This is a genomic window from Allobosea sp. BE125, from assembly GCF_031456075.1.
In the GTDB taxonomy this organism is placed as follows: domain Bacteria; phylum Pseudomonadota; class Alphaproteobacteria; order Rhizobiales; family Beijerinckiaceae; genus Allobosea.
In genome coordinates, this window is the sequence record NZ_JAVDTY010000011.1 from 143,242 (window position 1) to 161,679 (window position 18,438).

Sequence of the window (18,438 nt, forward strand, 5' to 3'; positions counted from 1 at the left end):
GATGTCAAATCAGTTCGATTCGGCTGCGCTGTCATCGTTGCTGTTGACCGACGAGCGCGATTCTCAAGAAGCTCGAACACAGGCGCTCCAGGATGCGCGCGCTGCGCTCCGAAACATGGTGGTTATCCCAAGCGTTGAGGACATTTCCTCGGATAATACAGCCGACGATTTAGGAAATCTATTCAAGTTTCTCTATCGATCAGAGATAATATTACTTAATTCTATAATGACACTTACCAGATTTCGTAACAAAAACAGCATCTTACAAAAAGGTGTTTACAAGGCTTTTTTCATTTGTAAAGCTTTGTTTCAAATTAAAAAATACGGTAGCGTTAGGCCATTTGTGATTGAAGATCGGGAAGATATACAAAGAGAATTTGCGATTCAGAAGACTGCGTTGGATTTAAATGAAGCATTTGCCTTAACTTGCAAAAATGATGCGGAACGCATTGCTCTTTTGAGAGAAATATTCAATGCAGCCGGCCTTTCTAAATTGGTTATCTCGATAAGTGGCAATTATAAACTTCCTGTTATTGAGGAGAGTATTAAACCGACTGAATATTGGCAAGGCAAATCTGCGAAAAATCGTGAAACTCCTGCGGTTTTCATACTAAGAGTCTATCAGTCCTATTTTGATAAAAACCTAACATGGGGTGCTATTCGTAAGGTCGACCCAAAGTTATATTATGCGTACGCTCAATGGAATTTAAGAAATCCTAACGATCCATTTGGAGCTCAAGTTAACAAATATGTTCTGAATCGCAGCAGTGCTTCGCATCTCAAGTTGGCGGCAAAGCTTCAGGAACAAAATGTGACGCTGGGCTGGCAGTCACCATCTGATGAGGTGGAGCCGTAACCGTGAAGTTGCGGCCTATTGTTGTACTCATCGTTTTCCCGCCGGTCAGAAGTTAGGTCAGAATTTAGATTGGCTCTCTTGCGAGAGCCGGTTTGGGAAAAAAGTCGGCGCTAGGCCACCGAGGCTCGAAGGCGATCTGACGGTGTTGTCGTCGATCCGCAACACTTCGACGATCCGGCGCGCTTCCGATAGCGAATGGGACGCATACTCGTTCAGACACTCGTCGCGAGGCAGCCTTGAGGCTCTCGACGAACGCATTCTGCACCGGCTTGCACCGTGCCATGCAATGACATTCGACGTAGGTCCTTTCGACCCAGCCCAGCACGGCATTGATCGTCGGCTCCGTGCCGTTGTCGGAGGTGACCATCGACGAGTTAGTCAGGAACGAAGTGGGGCTCCCGCGCTGGTTCGGCTCCAGCGACACGGTCATCGGCGCCCGTGCGGAGCGTGCGCATACGCCCGCACGCCGACGCCAGGTCAGTCCGGCGCAAACGTATGGCGCGTTGTCATTAAAAGTAATGTTTGACATGCTGCTTACCTGCTGCAATTATGTCAATGTTGATGGAGAAAGAAGCCCGCGTTCTCTATTGGCAGCGGGCCTTCATACAAATGGAGGCCAAAATGTTGCTAGTCCTGATGCCCTTCAGAATAGCGGCAACGTCGGAGGTTGCTTTAATCGTTTGGGAAAAGGTATTTCGGCCGCCCTTCCTCCCAGTCGGTGGAGAACATTTCATCCAACTCGCGTCGCTCTTCTTGACAGCATACGTCGTCGCCGAAATATTTATAATGATAAAACATCAAAAATAGGCGACATGATACTTGGCCCCCATTTTTGGGGGCCTTTTATTTAATTTGTCTGAATTATAATTTAATCCTATTGATCCAACGCACAAGTCCCAAGCGTCTACGATGCGATCAGCGCGACGCGAACTAGATTATGGGGAAATATTTCGGCTGCGGAGTTGGCGCACTCGCTTTTCGACATTGGTGTCTTCAACCACGACAAAGCGCTTCACCAAAACTGCGGGCTGACTGTGAAGAGCAACGAGCTCAGTGTCGAGGCGCTGTTCATGGTCTTTGATCTGGCAATGCAAAGCGCGACGTTCATTCAGCTGACGTTCAATCAGCGCCTGCCTGTCAGCGGCGTCGCGCTCCAGCGCAGCCGCTAACTCGAATTCATTTTGCTGACGGATTGCCGCGTGTTTGCCGGTGATACGATCCCAGATCCCCTTCAGTAATCCCCTGCTGAAACGCTCATATCTGACGCGCCCCTCTTCGATCTGCCGGACAGCTTGCAGCTCCATCAAAATCTTGCGCTCGTGGCGCTGCCAGGCGACCAGCTTTCGTTTCTGCTCCTGTAGGCCAAGCCGGGCCTGGTTGAATTCGCCTTTGGCCTCGATCGTGAAGCGTTTGAGTTTCTCCGTCACTTTCTCGGCGAGAAGCGCTTTCACCTCGTCGACGCTCGGAAAATGTTCCGGATCGCCGAGCCGGGCGTTGACCTCTTTCGTTTTGACATTGGCCCAGCGGGCAATCGCAAAGACCTCGCCCGTATGATCGATCGCGACGAAGCTCCGGCGGTCACCTCTGGCGAGATAATATCCCCGCGCTTCCATCGCCTGGACAAAAGCCTTTCCCGAATCCGAAACCGCCCAACAATCCTGAAAGATTGCCTTGATGGTCCTCGGATCACGATTGATTCGCTTGGCCTGCTGCCATTCGGCGCGCGAGAAGTTCAGCGGATTCCGCTCCTCACTGTTCACCAGCCCGCGCGGCATTTTCCAGCCATGCTCGATGAACAGATCGCGCGTGATATCGCGCAGCTTCACTTTGAAGTGCGGCAGGTTCACCGCGCGCATCTCGGCAGCTTTGATCCTGGACCACACACAGTGCGCGTGCCTTCTTCCATTTTTTTCATGGAAGACGACGACGCGTGGCAGATTTTTCAGCCCGACGCGCTCCTCGACCGTCGCGATAGCGCGCTCGAAATCGGCGACGGTGGCCGTCTCGCCTTCCGGCGGATTGAAGCTGCACGAGAACAGGAACTGGCGACACTTCGTGCCCTTGCTGATGGCATAGGCTTCTCGGAATGCGCCCACGACATCGTCCGCCATGAAGCCGCGCACCTCATGAACGTGGACGTGATCGTTCTCGTCGTCGCGAAGGAGATGCACGGCGAGGGCTTTGCCTCCCGCTCGCTGCGACGCTTTAATGATCATCGCCGGCTCCCTCTATCAGGCCGAGGGCAACCATCAGGCATCGGCGGATTTCGAGCGTCGCGTTGCAGGCAGACCGAATCACTTCTTGCGTTTCCTGATCGACGGGAAGCGCGCCGACACGAGCGGCTTGAAGCATTTCGCGGAGCATCGGCGCCAGGTCGGATTGTCCGAGCATCGCCAGCACGTGGGCGAGTTGCCGGGCATCGGTCGTGGGCATCTGCCACCGGCGCGGGTAATTATCACCGTCGAAAAGACGGGTTCGGACATACTCTCCGAGGGTTCGCCTTCCAGCTTCCGCGATAAGGCGGTTCCGTTCTCCCTCGGTCAGCCTTACGGCAAATGGCCTTGTTGGTTCTCGGTCTATCGGAGCTACGCGCTTAACGACGGCCGTGCGTAGCACGGCTGTTTTCCTGTTTGGCTGCTCTTCGGAGTCCATGTCCCGCCGTTTCCGGACGAGCATCAAGCCGACAAATTCCCGTGTTCCGACAAACGATTAGAGGTCGAATTTCGGGGGCTGTATGGGCTTGACACCTATCGCTTGGAAGAGCAGAGTAAGCGGGTTGTGGATCAGCTCCACAAGGCCTTTCCGGTAGATCGTCGAAAGGCCTGGTGGATGTCCAGGCGCCAGCGCAGGCAGCAGGCTGCCTCTTGGGCAAAGCCCTCGTCCAATGCTTCGGCTCATCCCTGTTTCATCGTTGGCGCGCGCAAATGGCGCTGTATTTCCGGCTCGTTGGTGGTGTCGCTGTGGGTAACGGCGTTCTGTGCTAGCAGGTTGCTCCTTCGTTGGGCGATCTGCATTTGCGGCTAGAGTTTTCGGGCAGCTAAAGATGCCGGCTTCTCTATAAGGCCTTGCTTCTGCCTTGATGTAGAGCAATATTGTCGTTTATTGTCTCAAGTCTAAGGTCGAAGAATGTCCGACGATAGCGAAGCGCTTATTGGCCTCTCAGCGATGGTCGTCGCGGCCTATGTCGCGCATAACAATGTTCCGCGCGCCGATCTGCCGGGCTTGATCGCCAGCACTCATGCCGCCCTGGCCGGTCTCGGCGAGGAGCCGGCTGCCGCTCCCGCAGGGCCGCTCGTGCCGGCCGTGCCGATCAAGAAGTCCGTGACGCCCGATGCCATCATCTGCCTGGAGGACGGCAAGGCGTTCAAGTCGATGAAGCGGCATCTCGGCGTCTCCTACGGCATGACGCCGGCCGAATACCGCACGAAATGGGGCCTGCCGGCGGATTATCCGATGGTCGCGCCGAACTATGCCGAGGCGCGCTCTGCCCTGGCCAAGACGATGGGCCTTGGCCGCAAGGCCGCCGCCGCGCGTTCCACCCAGCCGGCCCGTCGCAGCAAGAAGGTCCCGGCCTGATCGGTTGCTTTCGCGGGAACCCGCGAAAGCCCGTTGTCGGATACGGACGCCGCGCTCTTCGCGCGGCGTTTTGTTTTGGAGATCCGGCGCTCCGGTCTGCGCCGGCAAGCGACTACGCCGGCGCGCTTGCCTGTTCACGCGCCGGCACAGTAGCTCTTGGGTGCGCGCCAGTTTCTGCTTGTCGCGCCGTCAACCCAGCCGGGCTCTTCCGCCGCCATGATCATCCGTCAGTTGATCTATCTCGATGCGCTGGCCCGCGAGAAGCATTTCCGCCGGGCGGCCGAGGCCTGCCATGTCTCGCAGCCGACCTTGTCGGCGGCCATCGTCCAGCTCGAGGAGGAGCTCGGCGTTCTGATCGTCGAGCGCGGGCGGCGCTTCCAGGGATTGACCAAGGAGGGCGAGGTCGTGCTCGCTCATGCAAGGCGCATCCTTGCCGAAGCCGATCTGATGAAGGAATCGATCGCGGAACTGAAGGAGGGCGTCAGCGGCCGCATCAGATTGGGTGCGATCCCGACCGCCCTGCCGATGATCGCCCATATCACCGCGCCGTTCTCCTCGCGCTATCCGGCTGTCTCCTTGACTGTATTGTCGCTGACCTCGAACGAGATCCAGGATCGGATCGACAATTTCGAGCTCGATGTCGGCCTGACCTATCTCGACAACGAGCCGCTCGACCGGGTGATCTCGAAACCGATCTACCAGGAATCCTACGTGCTGCTGACGCGCGAGGACGGCCCGCTCGGCGGCCATGAGACCATCTCCTGGGCCGAAGCGGGCGAGCTCAAACTCTGCCTGCTGACCTCCGATATGCAGAACCGGCGCATCATCGACGGCATCTTCCGCTCCGTCGGGCTCGCGCCGAGGCCGGCGATCGAGACCAATTCGATCTTCAATCTGTGCTCGCATGCCGGCATCCAGGGCGTCTCCAGCATCGTCTCGCTACAATTGCTGGAGTTCTTCGGCGTGCCCCTGGGCACCAAGGCCCTGCCGCTGGTCGAGCCCGAGGCGCAGCGCACGATCGGCCTGATTGTCGCCGACCGCCAGCCCTTCGCGCCGCTGGCCAGGAACCTTCTGATGATGTCGCGCGCCGTCGCCGAGGCCGCGCTGCCGCGACGGCCGATTATCCGATAGTCGAAGCCTATCGATTTTCGGGGTTGAAATTATGCTGCGACGCAGAACGTCCCGATAAGCAAAGATTATCGCGATTCCCGGAGGGGTATCGATGTTTCATGATAGTCACAGGCTATCATTCAGTTGGAACAAACGATTTGAAATCATTCCAGTATGGACCACCATTCACCAAAAGCGACCGTAGGGTGAACCGCGTCGAATGGAGGAATGATGGCCGGATATCCCGCCTGGGACCAGGATAGCGCGCGCTCGATCATTGCGGGCCTCGCGCATCTCGAAGGCGCGACGCTGCCGATCCTGCATGCGCTGCAGGAGGAGTTCGGCCATGTCGACCCGCAGGCGGTGCCCTTGATCGCCGAGGCTCTGAACCTGTCGCGGGCCGAAATCCATGGCGCGATCTCGTTTTATCACGACTTCCGGACCGCGCCGCCGCCCCGGCGCGTGATCAAGCTCTGCCGCGCCGAGGCCTGCCAGGCGCTGGGCTGCGAGGCGCTGGTCGCGGAGCTGGCGCGTGACCACGGCATCGCGGTCGATGATCATGAGGCCAAGGCGGATGTTGCGGTCGAGACGGTCTATTGCCTCGGCAATTGTGCGCTGGGACCCGCCGCGCTGGTCGATGGCGAATTGATCGGGCGCGTCGATGCGGGCCGGCTCGCCGAACTCTGCGGCTCCCAGGCGGGCAGTTTTCATGCGGGAGCCCAGGCATGAGCCAGTCTCCTGTCAAAATCTTCGCCCCCGTCAAGATCTTCGTGCCGATCGACGCCGCCGCCCTGTCTGTCGGGGCCGAGGGCGTCGCGCAGGCGGTTTTTCGCGAGGCGCAGGCGCGCGGCGTCGCGATCGAGCTCGTCCGCAACGGCTCGCGCGGCATGCTCTGGCTGGAGCCTTTGGTCGAGGTCGAGACCGCGGAAGGGCGTATCGCTTATGGCCCGGTGGCGGCGAGGGACGTCGCGGGCCTGTTCGAGGCGGGGTTCCTCTCCGGCGGTGCCCATGCGCTGCGATTGGGCGTCACCGAAGAGCTCGACTGGATGAAGCGACAGCAGCGCCTGACCTTTGCGCGCATCGGCGTCACCGACCCGCTCTCGCTTGCCGATTATCGCGCCCATGGCGGGTTTGCCGGGCTGGAGACGGCGCTGACGCTGGCGTCGAGCGCGATCGTCGAGACGGTGAAGGCCTCGGGCCTGCGCGGGCGCGGTGGCGCGGGCTTCCCGACCGGCATCAAATGGAAGACCGTGCACGACGCGCAAGCGGAGCAGAAATACATCGTCTGCAATGCCGATGAGGGTGATAGCGGCACCTTCGCCGACCGGATGCTGATGGAGGGCGATCCCTTCCTGCTGATCGAGGGCATGGCGATCGCCGCCGTCGCGGTCGGCGCGACCAAGGGCTTTATCTATTTGCGCTCGGAATATCCGCATGCGCATCGCACCCTGCAGCGCGCCATCCTGAAGGCGGAGAATGCCGGCATCCTGGGCGATAGCGTGCTGGGCTCGGGCCATGCCTTCCATCTGGAAGTGCGATTGGGAGCCGGCGCCTATATCTGCGGCGAGGAGACCTCGCTGCTCGAAAGCCTGGAGGGCAAGCGCGCGCTGGTGCGGGCCAAGCCGCCGCTGCCAGCCCTGCAAGGGCTTTTCGGCAAGCCGACCGTCGTCAACAACGTGCTCTCCTTCGCGGCCGTGCCCTGGATTCTCCAGCATGGCGCGCAGGCTTATGCCGATTACGGCATGGGCCGCTCGCGCGGTACCTTGCCGGTGCAGCTCGGCGGCAATGTCAGGCGCGGCGGGTTGATCGAGCTCGCCTTCGGCATCACGCTGCGCGAGATCATCGAGGATATGGGCGGCGGCACGCTGTCGGGCCGGCCGATCCGCGCCGTGCAGGTCGGTGGGCCGCTCGGCGCTTACCTCACGGCAGCCCAGCTCGACGTCGCCATGGATTACGAGGCGCTGGCGGCGATCAAGGCGATGCTCGGCCATGGCGGCATCGTCGTCTTCGACGACACGGTCGACATGGCCAGGCAAGCCCGCTTCGCCTTCGAATTCTGCGCCAAGGAATCCTGCGGCAAGTGCACGCCCTGCCGCATCGGCGCGGTGCGCGGCGTCGAGGTGATGGACCGCATCATCGCCGGCACCGAACGCCCGAAGAACATGGCGGTCCTGCGCGATCTCAACCGCCTGATGACCGACGCCTCGCTCTGCGCCATGGGCGGCTTGACCCCGATGCCGGTGATGAGCGCGCTGAACCATTTTTCCGAGGATTTCGACCGGCCGCTCCCTGCTTTGGCCGCCGAATGAGGAGCCTTTCATGAGCCTGATCAAGGAGATCGATTTCGGCACGCCGATCCGCGTTTCCGAAAAGCAGGTCACGCTGACGATCGACGGGCAGAGCGTCACGGTCCCGGCCGGCACCTCGGTGATGGCGGCTGCGATGAGCGCGGGAACCAAGATCCCCAAGCTCTGCGCCACCGACATGCTCGAGCCCTTCGGCTCGTGCCGGCTCTGCCTCGTCGAGATCGAGGGAAGGCGCGGCACGCCTTCCTCCTGCACCACCCCGGCCGAGGAGGGCATGGTCGTTCGCACGCAGACCGAACAGCTCTCGACGCTGCGCAAGGGCGTGATGGAGCTCTACATCTCCGATCATCCGCTGGATTGCCTGACCTGCTCGGCCAATGGCGATTGCGAATTGCAGGACATGGCGGGCGCGGTCGGCCTGCGCGAGGTGCGTTATGGCTATGAGGGCGAGAACCATGTCTTCGCCAAAACGGCGGACGGCCTTGCCAATGAGAACTGGTTGGCCAAGGACACCTCCAACCCCTATTTCACCTATGATCCGACGAAATGCATCGTCTGCAATCGCTGCGTGCGCGCCTGCGAGGAGGTGCAAGGCACCTTCGCGCTGACGATCACGGGCCGCGGCTTCGATTCGCGCGTCGCCCCGGGGCCGACCGATTTCCTGGGTTCCGAATGCGTCTCCTGCGGCGCCTGCGTGCAGGCCTGCCCGACGGCGACGCTGATGGAGAACAGCGTCATCCAGATGGGCCAGCCCGAGCATTCCAAGGTCACGACCTGCGCCTATTGCGGCGTCGGCTGCTCGTTCAAGGCCGAGATGCAGGGCGACAAGGTCGTCCGCATGGTGCCCTACAAGGACGGCAAGGCCAATGAGGGCCATTCCTGCGTCAAGGGCCGTTTCGCCTGGGGCTATGCGACCCATAAGGACCGCATCACCAAGCCGATGATCCGGGAGAAGATCACCGACCCCTGGCGCGAGGTGTCATGGGAGGAGGCGATCAACCATGCCGCTTCCGAGTTCAAGCGCATCCAGTCGCGCTATGGCCGGGAATCGCTTGGCGCCATCACCTCGTCGCGCTGCACCAATGAGGAGGTCTTCCTCGTCCAGAAGCTGGTGCGCGCCGGTTTCCGCAACAACAATGTCGATACCTGCGCCCGCGTCTGCCATTCGCCGACCGGCTACGGCCTGAAGACGACGCTGGGCACTTCGGCCGGCACGCAGGATTTCAAATCGGTCGCCAAGGCCGACGTCATCCTGGTGATCGGCGCCAATCCGACCGACGGCCATCCCGTCTTCGCCTCGCGGATGAAGAAGCGCCTGCGCCAGGGCGCCAAGCTGATCGTCGCCGATCCACGCCGGATCGACATGGTGAAGTCGCCCCATATCAAGGCGGAACACCACCTCCAGCTCCTGCCCGGCACCAATGTCGCGCTGATCAACGCTATCGCTCATGTCGTCGTCACCGAGGGGCTGATCGCCGAGGATTATGTCCGCGAGCGCTGCGACCTGGCCGATTTCGAGATCTGGGCCCGCTTCATCGCGCAGGAGCATAATTCGCCCGAGGCGAGCGAGGAATTCACCGGCGTGCCGGCGGCCGATGTCCGCGCCGCGGCGCGGCTCTACGCCAGCGCCGGCAATGGCGCGATCTTCTATGGGCTCGGCGTCACCGAGCACAGCCAGGGCTCGACCATGGTGATGGGCATGGCCAATCTCGCCATGGCGACGGGCAATATCGGGCGCGACGGCGTCGGCATCAATCCGCTGCGCGGCCAGAACAATGTCCAGGGTGCCTGCGACATGGGCTCTTTCCCGCATGAGTTCACCGGCTACCGCCATGTCTCGGACGATGCGACGCGCCAGATCTTCGAGATGATGTGGGGTGTTCCGCTCGATGTGGAGCCGGGCCTGCGCATTCCCAACATGCTGGACGAGGCGGTCGGCGGCAGCTTCAAGGCGCTCTATGTCCAGGGCGAGGACATCGCCCAGTCCGACCCCAATACGCAGCACGTCACCGCCGGCCTGTCTGCGATGGAATGCGTCGTGGTGCAGGATCTCTTCCTGAACGAGACGGCGAAATACGCCCATGTCTTCCTGCCGGGCTCCTCCTTCCTGGAGAAGGACGGCACCTTCACCAATGCCGAGCGCCGCATCAACCGCGTCCGGCAAGTGATGGCGCCGCTCTCGGGCAAGGCCGAATGGCAGGTCACGATCGATTTCGCCCGGGCGCTCGGCTACGAGATGGCCTATGCGCATCCCAGCGAGATCATGGACGAGATCGCGCGGCTGACGCCGAGCTTCGCCGGGGTGAGCTATGACAAGCTCGACAAGCTCGGCTCCGTGCAATGGCCCTGCAATGAGAAGGCGCCGACCGGCACGCCCTTGATGCATGTCGACCGCTTCGTGCGCGGCAAGGGCAAGTTCATGATCACCGAATTCGTGCCCACCGAGGAGCGCACCGGGGCGCGCTTCCCGCTGATCCTGACAACGGGGCGCATCCTCTCGCAATACAATGTCGGCGCGCAGACGCGGCGCACCGCCAACTCTGCCTGGCATGACGAGGACGTGCTGGAGATCCACCCCTTCGACGCCGAGAATCGCGGCATCAAATCTGGCGATCTCGTCGCGCTCGCCAGTCGCTCCGGCGACATCTCCCTGCGCGCCGAGGTCTCGGAGCGGATGCAGCCGGGCGTGGTCTACACGACCTTCCACCATGCCGAGACCGGCGCCAACGTCATCACCACGGATTTCTCGGACTGGGCGACCAATTGCCCGGAATACAAGGTGACCGCGGTCGAAGTCAGGCGGACGAATTATTATTCGCAATGGCAGGAGCGCAACCGCGAGGAAGACATCTCGCTGCGCCAGATCGCGGGGCGTTTGCCCGATGCCGCGGAATAGCCCACCCGCCCAGCCTCCGGCGTCCTGCGCCGTGCCGGCCGAGCCGGTCCGCTTCGATGGCGGCCGGAGCCTGGCAGCGAGCGCCGAAGTCGCCGTCGAGGCGCCGGTCAGCATCGTCTATGGCAATCTGCCCTATGCGGTGATGATGGCGACGCCGTCGGATCTCGAGGATTTCGTCGCCGGCTTCAGCCTGACCGAGGGCATCGTCACCGGTATCGACGAGATCAGGGGCATCACGATCCAGCCGCAGCCGGACGGCATCGTCGTCACGGTCGATCTCGCGCCCGGTCGCTTCCGCGAGCATCTGGCGCGGCGGCGCAATCTCTCGGGCCGGACCTCGTGCGGGCTCTGCGGCGTCGAGACGCTGAGCGAACTGCCGACGGCGCGGGCTGGGGCGCGGGAGGGGCAACCGATCGCGCGGAGCGCCATCCATGCGGCCCTGGCGAGCCTGGAGCGTCACCAGCCCTTGAACCGGCTCACCCATGCCGTCCATGCCGCCGTCTGGTGCGACGCTTCAGGTGCCATCCTGGCGGCGCGCGAGGATGTCGGCCGGCACAACGCGCTCGACAAGCTGATCGGCGCGCGTTTGCGCGCCGGCCATGAGGCCAGCAGTGGTTTCGTGCTCGTCACCAGCCGCGCCTCCTTCGAGATGGTCGAGAAGGCCGCGATCTTCGGGGCCGGCACGCTGGTCTCGATCTCGGCCCCGACCTCGCTCGCGATCGAGCGGGCGACGCGGCTCGGCTTGAATCTCGTCTGCGTCGCCCGTGACGATGGCTGCATCGTCTTCACTGGGGCGCTGGCGCCTGAACTGGAGACGCAGGCACGATGAGTGAGGCTGCGTTGTCGACGGAGGCGCGGGACGCCTACAAGGCCGAGCAATGCGAGAAGCTCGCGCGCATGGCCGGGCAGATCGCCGATTTCTTCAAATCCTATCCCGACGAGCAGGCGGTACCCGCCATCGCCGACCACATCAACCAGTTCTGGAGCCGGCGCATGCGCGAGGATTTCCTCGCCGCGTTCACCAGCGATTCCCAGGAGCTCCAACCCCTTGTGCGGCGCGCCTTGGCGCTGATCAGGCCGGCGCGGGGCGGATAGCGGAGCAGAGCCCGCCTGAAAAAGGCGTGCACAACGCGATTTCAACGAGCCGGGAGCAACCCGGCCCGATTAGAGAATCTTGGGGAAAAGGGAACTGACATGAGCATCGCACAGGATATCGGGCAGGTTTCGCCTGCCCCGGGTCTGCTGGACCGGGAGAGGATCATCGCGAAGGCCGGCTTCAACCGCTGGCTGGTGCCGCCGGCGGCGCTTTGCATCCATCTCTGCATCGGCATGGCCTATGGCTTCAGCGTGTTCTGGCTGCCGCTCAGCCAGGCCATCGGCGTCACCAAGCCGGTCGCTTGTGCGGCCGATGTCGGGCTAATCGGCTCGCTCTTCACCACGGCCTGCGACTGGAAGGTCGCCGATCTCGGCTGGATGTATACGCTGTTCTTCGTGCTGCTCGGCTCGTCGGCTGCGATCTGGGGCGGCTGGCTCGAACGCTCGGGCCCGCGCAAGGCCGCCTTCGTCTCGGCGCTGTGCTGGTGTGGCGGTCTCCTGATCTCGGCGCTCGGCGTCTACACCCACCAGCTCTGGCTGATGTGGCTGGGCTCGGGCGTCATCGGCGGTATCGGGCTGGGCCTGGGCTACATCTCGCCGGTCTCGACCCTGGTGAAATGGTTCCCCGACCGGCGCGGCATGGCGACCGGCATGGCGATCATGGGTTTCGGCGGCGGCGCGATGATCGGCTCGCCCTTGGCCGACATCCTGATGAACGCTTTCAAGACCCCGACCTCGGTCGGCGTCTGGCAGACCTTCGTGGTGATGGCGGCGATCTACTTCGTCTTCATGATGGCGGGCGCCTTCGGCTACCGGATTCCGCCTTCGGGTTGGCGCCCGGACGGCTGGACCCCGCCGGCGACCCAGAACGCGATGATCACCTCTGGCCATGTCCATCTCAAGGACGCGCATAAGACACCGCAGTTCTGGCTGATCTGGGCCGTGCTCTGCCTCAACGTCTCCGCCGGCATCGGCGTGCTCGGCATGGCCTCGCCGATGCTGCAGGAGATCTTCGCCGGCTCGCTGATCGGCAAGCCGGAGATCGGGTTCGCCGCGCTCGACGCCGAGCAGAAGAAGCAGATCGCCACGATTGCTGCGGCCTTCGTCGGCCTGCTCTCGCTGTTCAACATCGCCGGGCGCTTCTTCTGGGCCTCGCTCTCGGACAAGCTCGGCCGCAAGCTGACCTATGCGACCTTCTTCGGCCTGGGCATCGTGCTTTACGGGCTCTCGCCCTGGGCCGCCCATGCCGGGTCGCTGGCGCTGTTCGTCGCCTTCTTCTGCATCATCCTGTCGATGTATGGCGGGGGCTTTGCCACCGTGCCGGCCTATCTCGCCGACATGTTCGGCACCCAGTTCGTCGGCGCGATCCATGGCCGGCTGCTGACGGCGTGGTCGACGGCGGGCATCATCGGCCCCGTCGTGGTCAACTATATCCGCGAGGCGCAGATCAATGCCGGCGTGCCGCGCGCGCAGGTCTATGATCGGACGATGTATATCCTCGCGGGCATGCTGGTGGCGGGTTTCATCGCCAATCTGCTGGTCCGGCCCGTGGTGCAGAAATGGTTCATGAGGGATGCGGAAGTCGCAGCCCTCCAGGCCAGGACCGCCAGCGCCGCGGCGAGCGGCCCGCATGGCTCCTTCGGCATCGGCAAGGGCGGCTTCGACGGCACGGCGCTGCTCGCCTGGGCCGTGGTCGGCATTCCGCTGGCCTGGGGCGTCTGGATCACCTTGTCCAAATCGCTGGCGCTGTTCCGCTGAAACAGCCGCAGCAGTGACGATACCGAGGCCCGCATCATTCGATGCGGGCCTTTTTGCTGGGCGGCTTTCCTGGGCGCCCGGGCAGGCTGCGATTTCGCGGGTTGACAGAACGGTAATGTTATAATGTAACAAAATTCTCTTGCAATCACCCGAGCCCGTCATGCCTCCAGCCTCGCTCCTGACCGACCGCCGCCTGCCGGTGACCGTACTCTCCGGCTTCCTCGGGGCCGGTAAGACCACCTTGCTCAACCACATCCTCAATAATCGCGAGGGCAAGCGCGTCGCGGTCATCGTCAACGATATGAGCGAGGTCAATATCGACGCCGATCTCGTGCGCGAGGGCGGGGCGGACCTGTCCAAAACCGACGAAAAGCTGGTCGAGATGAGCAATGGCTGCATCTGCTGCACCTTGCGCGACGATCTCCTGAGCGAGGTGCGCCGGCTCGCGGCCGAGAACCGCTTCGACTACCTGCTGATCGAAGGCACCGGCATCGCCGAGCCCTTGCCGATCGCCGCGACCTTCTCCTTCCGCGACGAGGAGGACCGCTCGCTCGACGATGTCGCACGGCTCGACACGATGGTGACGGTGGTCGACGCCATCAACCTGCTCGCCGACTACGACAGCCGCGATTTCCTCAGTGATCGCGGCGAGACCGCCGGGGAGGGCGATGCGCGCACGCTGGTCGATCTCCTGGTCGAGCAGATCGAATTCGCCGATGTCGTGGTGATCAACAAGGCCGGCGCGGTCTCGGCCGAGGAGCGCGACCGGGTGCGCCGCGTCGTGCGCGGGCTCAATGCCGATGCGGAGATCGTCGAGGCCGATTTCGGCCGGGTGGCGCTCGACCAGGTCCTGAACACGCGGCTGTTCAACGAGGAGAGGGCGGAAACGCATCCGCTCTGGCACAAGGAGCTGTTCGGCTTCCGCGACCATGTGCCGGAAACCGAGGAATACGGCATCCGCTCCTTCGTCTACCGGGCGCGACGGCCGTTCCATCCGCGCCAGCTGCATGCGCTGATGAACACTCGCTTTCCCGGGGTGATCCGCGCCAAGGGGCATTTCTGGCTGGCGACGCGGCCGCATTGGGTCGGCGAATACTCGCTCGCCGGGCGGATCACGCGGACGGAGGGGCTGGGCAGCTGGTGGGCGGCGGTGCCGCAGGAGCGCTGGCCGCGCTCGGAGGAGTTCGCCTCGCTGATGCGCCGCCACTGGTCGCAGATCTGGGGCGACCGCCGGCAGGAGCTGGTCTTCATCGGCGGACCGGAGATGGACGAGGCCGCGATCCGTGCGGCGCTCGATGCCTGCCTGACCGGAAGTTCCACGACAGGCCTCTCGAAAGCGCTGCTCGCGCTCGACGACCCGTTCCCCGCCTGGGACCGGCAGGCCGCCTGAGCTTTCTCCCGCCGCCTCGGGCGGCGGCATAGCCCCCTTTCACAGCGGATTGTCCCATGACCATCGACCTTGCAGCGGCGCGCCGCGCCGGCATCCTCAGTGCCGGCGTCGCGCTGGGCGCCATCATTGCGACCGGCGCATTGGCGCAAACCGCCATCGAACTGCCCGAGATCACCGTGACGGCGCCGAGCCCGATCCAGCCGCGCGGCCTGCCCGATGCCGCCGCGCCGAGCGGCGACGCGGTTGCGGTCAACCGCAGCTTCTCCTCGGTCAGCTTCCTGACCGCGGGCGAACTCCTGCGCAATGGCGGCCGCACGCTCGGCGACCAGCTCGCCAACCAGCCGGGCATCACCAATTCGGGCTTCGCGCCCGGCGCGGCTGACCGTCCGATCATTCGCGGCCTCGATAATTTCCGCGTCCGCATCCAGGAAAACGGCATCGGCTCGCAGGATGTCTCCGATCTCGGCGAGGATCACGGCGTGCCGATCGATCCGCTGGCGGCGCAGCGCGTCGAGGTCATTCGCGGGCCGGGCACCTTGCGCTATGGCTCGCAGGCGATCGGCGGTGTCGTCAGCGTCGACAACAACCGCATCCCGTCATTCCTGATCGCGCCGGGCTTCCATGCCGAGACGCGCTCCTCGGTCTCCTCGGTCGATCGCGGCATCGAGAATTCGGCGCTGATCGATGCGCGCTCGGGCCAGTTCGTCGTCCATGGCGACATCTATCATCGCAATGCCGAGGATTATCACATCCCCGGCGGCACCCAGTTCAACAGCTATGTCCGCTCCGACGGCCAGGCGATCGGCGGCTCGTATTTCCTGCCCGATAATCGCGGCTTCATCGGCGTCTCGCTGTCGCATTTCACCAGCCTCTACGGCATCCCCGGCGCCGATGCGCGGGCGACGCGCACCCGCATCGACCTCGAACAGACCAAGCTCGCAGGCAAAGGCGAGTTCCAGATCGATGGCGGCTTCATCGACACCTTGCGCTTCTGGGTCGGCGGTTCCGTCTACAGGCATCAGGAGCAGGGGCTGAACGAGGGCGGCGGCTTCGAGACCGCCGCCGTGTTCAAGAACCGCGAGATCGAGGGGCGCGTCGAGGCGCAGCTCAAGCCGCTCGAAACCGGCATCGGCCGCCTGACCTCGGCCTTCGGCCTGCAGCTCGGCCGCCAGGAGATCGGCACCTCCGGGGAAGCCGGTGGTTTGCTGCCGCCGGCGGACACCAACAGCGCCGGCTTCTATAATTTCAACGAATTGCAGCTGCAGCCCGGCACCAAGCTGCAGGCCGCCGGCCGTATCGACTATGTCGACGTCAAAGGCACCGCGACGAACTTCCCGGCCAGCTATCTGCCTGGTTTCACGACCGTTGGGGGCATCGACCCCGAGACCGGTGCGGCGACGCAAATTGCGACGGCGGACGATCCGACCGCCTCGGCACGGCGCCGGCGCTTCATGCCGGCGAGCGCGAGCCTCGGCCTGTTGCAGGATCTGCCCTTCGGCTTCACCGGCAGCCTGACCGGTTCCTATACCGAGCGCGCGCCCAAGGCGTCCGAACTGTTCTCGCGCGGCGCGCATGATGCGCCCGGCACCTTCGAGATCGGCGATCCCAACTTGAAGAAGGAGACCGCCAAGACGGTCGAGCTGGGCCTGCGCCGCACGGCAGGTCCCTGGCGCTTCGACGCCTCGCTCTATGCGACGCGCTATGAGGGCTTCATCTATCGCCGCGTCACCGGCGTGCGCTGCGACGATGATTTCGCCAGCTGCGGCACCGGCACCGCATTGACGCAGGTGGTCTACACCCAGCGAAACGCCAGCTTCCTCGGCGGCGAACTCAAGACGCAATACGACCTCTTCGAGATCGGCCCGAACGTCTTCGGGGTCGAGGGGCAATATGACATCGTCCGGGCAAAATTCTCCGGCGACGAGAATGTGCCGCGCATTCCGCCGCAACGCCTCGGCGGTGGGCTGTTCTGGCGCGGCGGCGATGCCTGGTTCGCCAAGGTCAACCTGATCCACGCCTTCTCGCAAAAGCGGATCGCGCCCGAGGAGACGCCGACCAGCGGCTACAACCTGCTCAACGCCGAGCTCAGCTACAAGGTCAAGCTCAAGGACGGGCCGCTCGGGCCGATCGAGCTCACTGCCGGCGTCAACGGCACCAATCTGCTCAACGAGACGATCCGCAACGCGGTGTCCTTTCGCAAGGACGATGTCGTGGCGCCCGGGCGCGGCGTGCGCGCCTTCCTGAGCGCGAAGTTCTGATGGGGGGCGATCGGCCGATCGCGCCTTGTGCGGCGCAAGGCGGTGTGCTTCCTTGGCGGGGTCGGTTCTCGAAAGAGATCAAAAGGGAATCCGGTGGGCGCGCGCAAGCGCGCGATTCCGGAGCTGCCCCCGCAACTGTCAGCGGCGAGCGACGTTCGATCATGCCACTGGGCTTGCCCCGGGAAGGCCGAACGAAGCTTGGACCCGCGAGCCAGGAGACCTGCCGACGTCGTGAAGCCATGCAACCGGGCGGGGTGCCCCGGAAGGAGCTCTGATGACGGTCGCTCACTTGCGCGTTCTGGTCGCGCAACCGGGTTCGAACGGCGCCGAAGCACCGGCCGCGTCCCATCCATGGGAAGCCGGTGACGGATGTCGAATGCTACCTCCCTAGACGCCGAGGCGGTCGCCTCCGGAGGAGCGAATTTCGGCCTGAAGGACGAAATCCGCGCCTATTGGAGCAAACGCGCCGAGACCTTCGATCTCTCCTATGGCCACAGGATCCGCTCCGATGCCGAGCTGGAGGCCTGGGCGCGATTGATCGCGAGCCATGCCCCGGTTGCCGCCGGGGCCAGGGCGCTGGAGCTTGCCTCAGGCACCGGCGAGATCACGCGCGTGCTGCTTTCGCTCGGCTGCAGCGTCGATGCGATCGATCTCTGCGAGCCGATGATCGCCCGTGCCCAAGTGAAGCATGCGAATGCGGCCGTTCGCTTCCACCTCGGCGACGCCGAGAACACGATGATGGCGGATGAGGCCTATGACCTCGTCATCTGCCGGCATCTGGTCTGGACGCTGATCGATCCCGCCCGCGCCTTGGCCGATTGGTTGCGCGTGCTCAGGCCGGGCGGGGCGCTCATCGTCATCGATGGCGACTGGGTCACGCTTTCGCGCAGATCCGTGCTGTTGAAGCGGCTCTCCGGGCTGGTCGACAGGCTTACCGGGGTTGCCTCGACCTGGGATCAGGCGACGCATCAACGCATCCTCAACGGCGTGCATTTCCGCGACGGCCTGCGCGCGCCGGCGCTCGAGGCGATGTTGCGCGAGGCGGGCTTCGAGCCCCTGCGTGTCGGGCCGCTCAGCGGCATCGCGCGCCGCCAATTCGCGACGGCCTCCTGGAGCGAGCGGCTGCGGCTGCTCGCGGCCCAGGGCCAGTCCTTCATCCTGTCCGCCCGCAAGCCGGGCTGAACCGCCTTAAC

Annotated in this window: 14 protein-coding genes and 1 riboswitch; of the genes, 13 read left to right on the forward strand and 1 reads right to left on the reverse strand. The window is 63.4% G+C overall.

Features of this window, described 5'->3' with window-relative positions; translation table 11 throughout:
* The first annotated feature begins 1 nt into the window (after nt 1).
* The gene (locus J2Y55_RS22850) at nt 2-856 is read left to right on the forward strand and encodes a hypothetical protein (protein ID WP_310158239.1); all 855 of its coding nucleotides are present in this window, start codon (nt 2-4) and stop codon (nt 854-856) included.
* A 935-nt stretch (nt 857-1,791) separates the two neighbouring features.
* Here the strand turns inward: J2Y55_RS22850 and J2Y55_RS22855 are convergent.
* On the reverse strand, nt 1,792-3,072 hold the full coding sequence (locus J2Y55_RS22855) for a relaxase/mobilization nuclease domain-containing protein (RefSeq protein WP_310158240.1): 1,281 nt from the start codon (nt 3,070-3,072) through the stop codon (nt 1,792-1,794).
* Between J2Y55_RS22855 and J2Y55_RS22860 the strand changes: the two genes are divergently transcribed.
* The 12 genes from J2Y55_RS22860 (at nt 3,065) to J2Y55_RS22915 (ending at nt 18,427) form a co-directional block, all read left to right on the forward strand.
* Nucleotides 3,065-3,469 (forward strand): hypothetical protein, encoded by a 405-nt coding sequence (locus tag J2Y55_RS22860; RefSeq protein WP_310158241.1) that lies wholly within the window; start codon nt 3,065-3,067, stop codon nt 3,467-3,469. The two genes, J2Y55_RS22855 and J2Y55_RS22860, sit on opposite strands and share 8 nt — an antisense overlap.
* 513 nt (nt 3,470-3,982) lie before the next feature.
* Nucleotides 3,983-4,432, forward strand: coding sequence for a Ros/MucR family transcriptional regulator (locus tag J2Y55_RS22865; RefSeq protein ID WP_069688922.1), 450 nt, complete (start codon nt 3,983-3,985; stop codon nt 4,430-4,432).
* A gap of 216 nt (nt 4,433-4,648) precedes the next feature.
* Entirely contained in the window at nt 4,649-5,563 is a 915-nt protein-coding gene (locus J2Y55_RS22870; protein WP_310158242.1) for a LysR family transcriptional regulator, read from the forward strand.
* A 210-nt stretch (nt 5,564-5,773) separates the two neighbouring features.
* A complete protein-coding gene (locus J2Y55_RS22875) occupies nt 5,774-6,271 on the forward strand; it encodes an NAD(P)H-dependent oxidoreductase subunit E (RefSeq protein ID WP_310158243.1) in 498 nt (165 codons plus the stop codon).
* The gene (locus J2Y55_RS22880) at nt 6,268-7,851 is read left to right on the forward strand and encodes a formate dehydrogenase beta subunit (protein WP_310158245.1); all 1,584 of its coding nucleotides are present in this window, start codon (nt 6,268-6,270) and stop codon (nt 7,849-7,851) included. Before J2Y55_RS22875 ends, J2Y55_RS22880 begins: the two co-directional genes overlap by 4 nt.
* A 10-nt stretch (nt 7,852-7,861) precedes the next feature.
* Complete coding sequence (gene fdhF, locus J2Y55_RS22885; protein WP_310158246.1) at nt 7,862-10,744, forward strand: formate dehydrogenase subunit alpha; 2,883 nt, start codon at nt 7,862-7,864, stop codon at nt 10,742-10,744.
* A complete protein-coding gene (fdhD, locus tag J2Y55_RS22890) occupies nt 10,731-11,573 on the forward strand; it encodes a formate dehydrogenase accessory sulfurtransferase FdhD (RefSeq protein WP_310158247.1) in 843 nt (280 codons plus the stop codon). Before fdhF ends, fdhD begins: the two co-directional genes overlap by 14 nt.
* Nucleotides 11,570-11,839 (forward strand): formate dehydrogenase subunit delta, encoded by a 270-nt coding sequence (locus tag J2Y55_RS22895; RefSeq protein ID WP_310158249.1) that lies wholly within the window; start codon nt 11,570-11,572, stop codon nt 11,837-11,839. The genes fdhD and J2Y55_RS22895 overlap by 4 nt, the downstream gene beginning before the upstream one ends.
* Before the next feature lie 99 nt (nt 11,840-11,938).
* The gene (locus J2Y55_RS22900) at nt 11,939-13,597 is read left to right on the forward strand and encodes an OFA family MFS transporter (RefSeq protein WP_310158250.1); all 1,659 of its coding nucleotides are present in this window, start codon (nt 11,939-11,941) and stop codon (nt 13,595-13,597) included.
* Between the two features lie 160 nt (nt 13,598-13,757).
* Complete coding sequence (gene zigA, locus J2Y55_RS22905) at nt 13,758-14,987, forward strand: zinc metallochaperone GTPase ZigA (protein WP_310158251.1); 1,230 nt, start codon at nt 13,758-13,760, stop codon at nt 14,985-14,987.
* A gap of 56 nt (nt 14,988-15,043) precedes the next feature.
* Nucleotides 15,044-17,245 carry a TonB-dependent receptor gene (locus J2Y55_RS22910; protein ID WP_310158252.1) on the forward strand — a complete coding sequence of 734 codons (2,202 nt, stop codon included), beginning with the start codon at nt 15,044-15,046 and terminating at the stop codon, nt 17,243-17,245.
* A gap of 45 nt (nt 17,246-17,290) precedes the next feature.
* Nucleotides 17,291-17,487: riboswitch (cobalamin riboswitch) on the forward strand.
* Between the two features lie 127 nt (nt 17,488-17,614).
* Nucleotides 17,615-18,427, forward strand: a complete 813-nt coding sequence (locus tag J2Y55_RS22915) for a class I SAM-dependent methyltransferase (protein ID WP_310158254.1) — start codon at nt 17,615-17,617, stop codon at nt 18,425-18,427.
* The last annotated feature ends 11 nt before the right edge of the window (nt 18,428-18,438 follow it).

Bases quoted from the DNA above. Each gene is read 5' to 3' on its own strand.
- J2Y55_RS22850 (WP_310158239.1), top strand. From the start codon at position 2: ATGTCAAATCAGTTCGATTCGGCTGCGCTGTCATCGTTGCTGTTGACC.
- J2Y55_RS22860 (WP_310158241.1), top strand. From the start codon at position 3,065: ATGATCATCGCCGGCTCCCTCTATCAGGCCGAGGGCAACCATCAGGCA.
- J2Y55_RS22855 (WP_310158240.1), bottom strand. From the start codon at position 3,072: ATGATCATTAAAGCGTCGCAGCGAGCGGGAGGCAAAGCCCTCGCCGTG.
- J2Y55_RS22865 (WP_069688922.1), top strand. From the start codon at position 3,983: ATGTCCGACGATAGCGAAGCGCTTATTGGCCTCTCAGCGATGGTCGTC.
- J2Y55_RS22870 (WP_310158242.1), top strand. From the start codon at position 4,649: ATGATCATCCGTCAGTTGATCTATCTCGATGCGCTGGCCCGCGAGAAG.
- J2Y55_RS22875 (WP_310158243.1), top strand. From the start codon at position 5,774: ATGGCCGGATATCCCGCCTGGGACCAGGATAGCGCGCGCTCGATCATT.
- J2Y55_RS22880 (WP_310158245.1), top strand. From the start codon at position 6,268: ATGAGCCAGTCTCCTGTCAAAATCTTCGCCCCCGTCAAGATCTTCGTG.
- fdhF (WP_310158246.1), top strand. From the start codon at position 7,862: ATGAGCCTGATCAAGGAGATCGATTTCGGCACGCCGATCCGCGTTTCC.
- fdhD (WP_310158247.1), top strand. From the start codon at position 10,731: ATGCCGCGGAATAGCCCACCCGCCCAGCCTCCGGCGTCCTGCGCCGTG.
- J2Y55_RS22895 (WP_310158249.1), top strand. From the start codon at position 11,570: ATGAGTGAGGCTGCGTTGTCGACGGAGGCGCGGGACGCCTACAAGGCC.
- J2Y55_RS22900 (WP_310158250.1), top strand. From the start codon at position 11,939: ATGAGCATCGCACAGGATATCGGGCAGGTTTCGCCTGCCCCGGGTCTG.
- zigA (WP_310158251.1), top strand. From the start codon at position 13,758: ATGCCTCCAGCCTCGCTCCTGACCGACCGCCGCCTGCCGGTGACCGTA.
- J2Y55_RS22910 (WP_310158252.1), top strand. From the start codon at position 15,044: ATGACCATCGACCTTGCAGCGGCGCGCCGCGCCGGCATCCTCAGTGCC.
- J2Y55_RS22915 (WP_310158254.1), top strand. From the start codon at position 17,615: ATGTCGAATGCTACCTCCCTAGACGCCGAGGCGGTCGCCTCCGGAGGA.